The following is a 6,078-nucleotide window of genomic DNA, read 5'->3' as shown; positions in this document are numbered from 1 at the left end:
AATGGTGCACCAGAGAGGATTCGAACCTCTGACCGCTCGGTTCGTAGCCGAGTACTCTATCCAGCTGAGCTACTGGTGCATTGAATAACGTGATCGTTTTGTTTTGAGATGTTCTATGAAATGGTGCACCAGAGAGGATTCGAACCTCTGACCGCTCGGTTCGTAGCCGAGTACTCTATCCAGCTGAGCTACTGGTGCATTACCATTAATTGTTTTTTTTGCTCAGACCTAAGTCTTTAAAAAAACAAACTTGAAATGGCGGAGAGTGAGGGATTCGAACCCTCGATGAGTTTCACCCCATACTCCCTTAGCAGGGGAGCGCCTTCGGCCGCTCGGCCAACTCTCCGTAACAAGTGGAGCGCATTATATACGACTCATTCGCCTTGTAAAGTTTTTTTTAAAATTAATCTTCAGAAATTTGTTCGTCTTGCTCTTTCTGAATACGAAGGTAAATCTCTTCACGGTGAACAGAAACGTCTTTAGGGGCGTTAATACCAATACGCACCTGATTACCTTTTACACCCAAAACGGTAACAGACACTTCGTCACCAACCATTAATGTTTCACCAACACGACGAGTAAGAATAAGCATAAGAAGTTCTCCCTGTAATTGCTTTATAGTTTTATTTAGTCAGATTATCATACAAACTTTGTAGGAATTTTCCTACAAAAATTGATTGTAGCCTCTCAAAAAATATTTAACCATCACTAAAAACAGGCTTTATGTGTTCTATTGTTACACTTCTTGCACTAGTGTATCTGCTTGGCTTAATTTAAATGCCGAATGTAAAGTACGCACCGCTAACTCCATGTATTTCTCATCAATGATCACTGACACCTTAATTTCTGATGTAGAGATAAGCTGAATATTGATCGACTCTGCCGCCAATGCTCGAAACATAGTGCTCGCCACACCGGCATGAGAGCGCATTCCCACACCCACGATGGAAACTTTAGCAATTTTCGCATTGGCGATCACATCCTTCGCCTCAAGTTCTTGCGCTATTGCGTTCAAAGTTGACAGAGCTTGATCAAATTCATTTCTGTGTACCGTGAAAGTAAAATCTGTCGTACCATCAACGGAAACGTTCTGCACTATCATGTCCACTTCGATGTTTGCGTCACTGATAGGCCCTAAAATTCGAGAGGCAATGCCCGGAATATCAGGCACTCCTTTTAAAGTCAGCTTAGCTTCATCTCTATTAAACGCAATTCCAGATACTGCTGGCTGCTCCATACCGTTACTCCCCTCAGTGGTAATTAATGTACCTTCACCTTCAACAAAACTCGACAACACTCTTAATGGCACTTGATACTTACCCGCAAATTCGACTGAACGGATTTGCAGCACTTTAGACCCCAAGCTGGCCATTTCCAGCATTTCTTCAAATGTAATTTTCTCTAAACGTCGAGCGCTGTCGACCACTCTTGGGTCTGTTGTGTAAACGCCATCCACGTCCGTATAAATCTGGCACTCGTCTGCTTTCAATGCCGCCGCCAGGGCTACGCCAGTGGTATCGGAGCCGCCACGACCTAGGGTGGTTATGTTGCCATGCTCGTCTGCTCCTTGAAAACCCGCGGCTACGATCACACGACCCGCGCCCAAATCAGAACGCATGGCCTCTGTGTCGATTTTTTGAATACGTGCTTTACCATGAGCGCTGTCCGTCGTAATACGAATCTGTGAACCTGTATAAGAACGCGCTTCTAGGCCTCGCTTCATCAAGGCCATCGACAAAAGCGCAATAGTCACTTGCTCCCCTGTCGACAAAAGCACGTCCATTTCACGTGAGTTAGGTGACGCGTTGATGCTTTTAGCCAATTCAATAAGACGATTGGTTTCACCACTCATAGCAGAAACCACTACTACGATGTCGTCACCTTGCTGTTTGTGCTTTAACACTCGGTCCGCAACTGCCTCAATCCGTTCTATTGTACCGACTGAGGTGCCTCCGTATTTTTGAACTAACAACGCCATAATCTTTCCATTATTCAAATCAAAAAGCCAAAATCAAACAGCCCTCAACGGGCTAATCGATTTATACCCTTTCGGCCACCCAATCTGGCACCAAAGCAAGCGCGGCAGGCAACCCCTCTGGATTGTTACCACCAGCTTGCGCCATATCTGGACGACCGCCACCTTTACCATCAACCAAGGGGGCAATCATTTTGATCAAATCACCCGCTTTTACCTGTTTGGTCAACTCTTTGGTCACACCGGCAATTAGACTGACTTTTCCATCGTTCACCGCTGCTAGCAAAATCACCGCAGACTCAAGCTTGCTTTTCAGCTCATCCAGCAAATCACGCAAAGCTTTCGGATCTTCTACTTCAACCTGCGCTACCAACAACTTACCGCCATTGATCGCCAACGCTTGAGACGCCAAATCCGCCCCAGCCAAGGCCGCCATTTTTCCTTTTAGGGCATCCAGCTCTTTTTGCAGACCACGAGCTTGTTCGTTTAGCGACACAACTTTATCCAACACGCTGTCTTTGTTGCCTTTGACCAAGCTGGCGATACTGTCTAGCACAGACTCTGTTTGACGTGTGGTATCGATAGCCACTTTGCCTGTGACCGCTTCAATACGACGAACACCCGCAGCAATACCACTTTCGGTCACTATCTTGAAGAAACCAATATCACCGGTACGATTAACGTGCGTTCCACCACATAATTCAATGGAGTAATCCGCGCCCATGGTCAGCACACGCACTTCGCTGTCGTACTTTTCGCCAAACAAGGCCATCGCACCCTTGGCTTTCGCTGATTCCACATCCATGATGTCGGTTTCAACGGCACGGTTTAAACGAATTTGCTCGTTTACCATGTCTTCAATTTGTTCAATTTCAGTTGCCGTAACGCCCTCAAAATGCGAGAAATCAAAACGTAGACGCTCTGAATTCACTAAGGAACCTTTTTGTGTCACATGATCGCCCAACACTCGACGCAATGCTTCGTGCATAAGGTGAGTCGCCGAGTGATTCAAGGTTGTCGCCATACGCAAGGTACGGTCAACATCGCCAGTAACAGCATCACCAACGGACAAACGCCCTTCTTTTAGCTCACCAAGGTGCAAATGGGCTTTGCCTTGTTTCGTGGTGTTGGACACTTTAAATGTGCCCACACCGCGCAACCAACCTTGATCGCCCACTTGACCGCCAGATTCCGCATAGAATGGCGTTGATTTCAATAGAATCGCCGCGCTTTGCCCAGCCTCTAGTACATCTACTGGCGCACCGTCTACAAGGATCATTTCGATTTCGCATTCGCCGCTTAAATTGTCGTAGCCGGTAAACTCGGTCACAGACTCTAATTTCACGCCACCAGACATGTCCATGGAGAAATTACTGGCCGAACGTGCACGAGCACGCTGTGCCTCCATCGCCGCTTCAAAACCGGCATCGTCGATTTCTAAATCGTTTTCACGGGCTACGTCGTTGGTTAAATCTGCTGGAAAACCGTAGGTGTCATACAATTTAAATACGGTTTCGCCAGGAATCACTTTCGCATCGCCCAAATTCGCGATGGCTTCTTCTAAAATTTTCATCCCTTGATCAAGGGTCTTAGCGAACTGCTCTTCTTCTTTTAACAAGATAGACGCAATGCGATCTTTTAGCTTGGTCAATTCTGGGTAGGCTTCGCCCATTTCAGCGTCCAGTGCATCCACTAACTTGTGGAAAAAGACCTCTTTTTGTCCCAATTTGTTACCGTGACGAATGGCACGACGAACAATACGTCGCAACACATAACCACGACCTTCGTTAGAAGGAATGATGCCGTCGACAATCATAAAGGCACAGGAACGAATATGGTCGGCAATCACGCGCAACGACTGAGCACTTAAATCGTCCGTACCCACTACTTTGGCAGCCGCCTTGATCAAGTTTTGGAACAAATCGATTTCGTAGTTACTGTGAACACCTTGCAGAATCGCTGCAATTCGCTCCAAGCCCATACCGGTATCAACGGAAGGCTTAGGCAAAGGCGCCATGGTGCCATCGGCAGAACGATTGAACTGCATGAAAACCACGTTCCAGATTTCGATGAAACGGTCGCCGTCTTCTTCTGGAGAACCTGGAGGCCCGCCCCAGATGTGTTCGCCGTGATCGTAAAACACTTCAGAACAAGGACCACAGGGCCCAGTGTCGCCCATCGCCCAGAAATTGTCCGACTGATAACGACCGCCTTTGTTGTCGCCAATTCGAATGATTTTTTCTTTCGGTACACCGATCATCTCGTGCCAAAAATCGAAGGCTTCGTCGTCGTCAGCGTACACAGTTACCAAGAGTTTCTCTTTTGGCAGCTTAAGCACGTCGGTCAAAAACTCCCACGCGTAGCTGATGGCTTCTTTTTTGAAGTAATCACCAAAACTAAAGTTACCCAGCATTTCGAAAAAAGTATGGTGACGCGCCGTGTAACCGACATTTTCTAAATCGTTGTGCTTACCACCGGCTCGAACACAACGCTGAGAAGTTGTCGCTCGGGTGTAAGGGCGAACATCTTCACCCAAAAACACATCTTTAAACTGGACCATACCAGCGTTGGTGAACAACAAGGTCGGATCATTTCCAGGAATTAAGGAGCTGGATTCCACGATCTGGTGCTGTTTACTTTCGAAAAACGATAAAAACGATTGGCGTAACTCAGAACTCTTCATAATGGGATGAGTCTCTATCTCTAAATGTCTGGACGAATTGAATTGCGTGAAAGGCAAATCCATACTGAAGAGCAGCAGGCGCCTATTCGATGCAATGAAAAGCACAAAATAGTACACGCAAAGGATAGGTGTTTTCAAAAGAAACCGTCGCAATTCGACGCTTATTTTGTGTGCGAGCTAAGCAAAAGTACGATTTACTGATATATATCGACTTTCACCTGCTTGACGTCTTTCTAATTGCCATAGAAAGACGTCAAGGTGCAAATGACAAGACTACTAGGAATCGTCCCCACGAAGGTAACGATAATGAGGGCGAGCCGTCATGCGCGTCACCAATTCGTAGCCAATGGTGCCAGCGTAATCGGCAACTTCTTCGACAGGCACATCACCACCCCAAAGCACAACTTCTTGCCCCATCGCAGGCGCCACGGAATAATCTTGCATGCGTACCGTGAGCATATCCATGGATACGCGCCCCGCTAAACACGCTTCTTGACCATTGATTTGCAATGGCGTGCCGTTTTGCGCGTGACGAGGATAACCGTCTCCGTAGCCTACTGCTATGGTCGCCAATACATGATCCTCCTCCGCTTCATAACCTAAACCATAGCCGACTTTGTCGCCTTTCTTGAGCTGACGAGTAGAAATCACTTTCGTCGATAAGGTCATCGCAGGACGTAAACCCAGCGCTCGACCGCTGACTTCAGCAAAAGGTGAAATGCCGTACAACATGATACCAGGGCGAATCCACCCCCCTTCCGGCACACTCCATTTCATGATTGCAGCGGAGTTGGCCACACTGGCCTCAATCTCACCAATTGACTGGCGTGTTTGCTCGAAATAGGTCAACTGCTGCATGGTGATTAAATCAGACAAATCATCCGCGCAAGCAAAATGCGTCATCAACACCACTTCGCCCACTTGCCCTGTCGCTTTTAACGCTTCAACGAACCCTGGAGCGGCTTCTTTGTCGACACCCAGACGATGCATACCCGAGTCCAATTTCAAGAACACTTTTTCAATTTTCGCTTGGCTCGCAATAAGTTCGTCCATTTGCTGTGCGTTTTCCAGCGCCGCCCAAAAGCCGTGCTGCTCGCACAAACTCCATTCATCGCCCTCAAAAACCCCTTCCAACAACAAAATGGGCGATTCTATGCCAGCTTCACGAAGGACGATTGCTTCTTCAATCGCCGCTACGGCAAAAGCATCGGCCTCTTTGTCTAGATAACGAGACACCTCAACCGCGCCGTGTCCATACGCATTACTTTTTACTACCGCAAAGGCTTTGCAGCTGGGTTGCAGTTTTTTCGCATAGCGGTAATTGTGCAAAATTGCTTCTAGATCTACCGCTGCCGTGAGTGGCCTTGCCATTATTACCCCTTAATAGGTTTTATTCACTGACCAAATAACGCCCGTTAAT

Annotated in this window: 4 protein-coding genes and 3 tRNA genes; all 7 read right to left on the bottom strand. The window is 47.3% G+C overall.

What is annotated here, in order from left to right:
• Window positions 1-2: 2 nt before the first annotated feature.
• Window positions 3-79: transfer RNA gene (locus J9B83_RS12700), tRNA-Arg, on the bottom strand.
• A 42-nt stretch (window positions 80-121) separates the two neighbouring features.
• A tRNA-Arg gene (locus J9B83_RS12695) sits at window positions 122-198 on the bottom strand.
• A gap of 58 nt (window positions 199-256) precedes the next feature.
• Window positions 257-346 (bottom strand) — tRNA-Ser (locus J9B83_RS12690).
• Between the two features lie 57 nt (window positions 347-403).
• The gene (gene csrA / locus J9B83_RS12685) at window positions 404-592 is read right to left on the bottom strand and encodes a carbon storage regulator CsrA (RefSeq protein WP_072840609.1); all 189 of its coding nucleotides are present in this window, start codon (window positions 590-592) and stop codon (window positions 404-406) included.
• Between the two features lie 144 nt (window positions 593-736).
• Window positions 737-1,978: an aspartate kinase gene (locus J9B83_RS12680; protein WP_211537233.1), complete on the bottom strand. Its 1,242-nt coding sequence runs from the start codon at window positions 1,976-1,978 to the stop codon at window positions 737-739.
• A 61-nt stretch (window positions 1,979-2,039) separates the two neighbouring features.
• Window positions 2,040-4,658: an alanine--tRNA ligase gene (alaS, locus tag J9B83_RS12675; RefSeq protein WP_236037288.1), complete on the bottom strand. Its 2,619-nt coding sequence runs from the start codon at window positions 4,656-4,658 to the stop codon at window positions 2,040-2,042.
• Between the two features lie 276 nt (window positions 4,659-4,934).
• On the bottom strand, window positions 4,935-6,029 hold the full coding sequence (alr, locus tag J9B83_RS12670) for an alanine racemase (protein ID WP_211537232.1): 1,095 nt from the start codon (window positions 6,027-6,029) through the stop codon (window positions 4,935-4,937).
• Between the last annotated feature and the right edge of the window lie 49 nt (window positions 6,030-6,078).

The sequence above is a fragment of the Marinomonas vulgaris genome (assembly GCF_018145875.1).
GTDB lineage: Bacteria > Pseudomonadota > Gammaproteobacteria > Pseudomonadales > Marinomonadaceae > Marinomonas > Marinomonas vulgaris.
The sequence above is the reverse complement of the archived record's forward strand: the minus strand, read 5'-3'. Positions and strand labels throughout refer to the sequence as shown.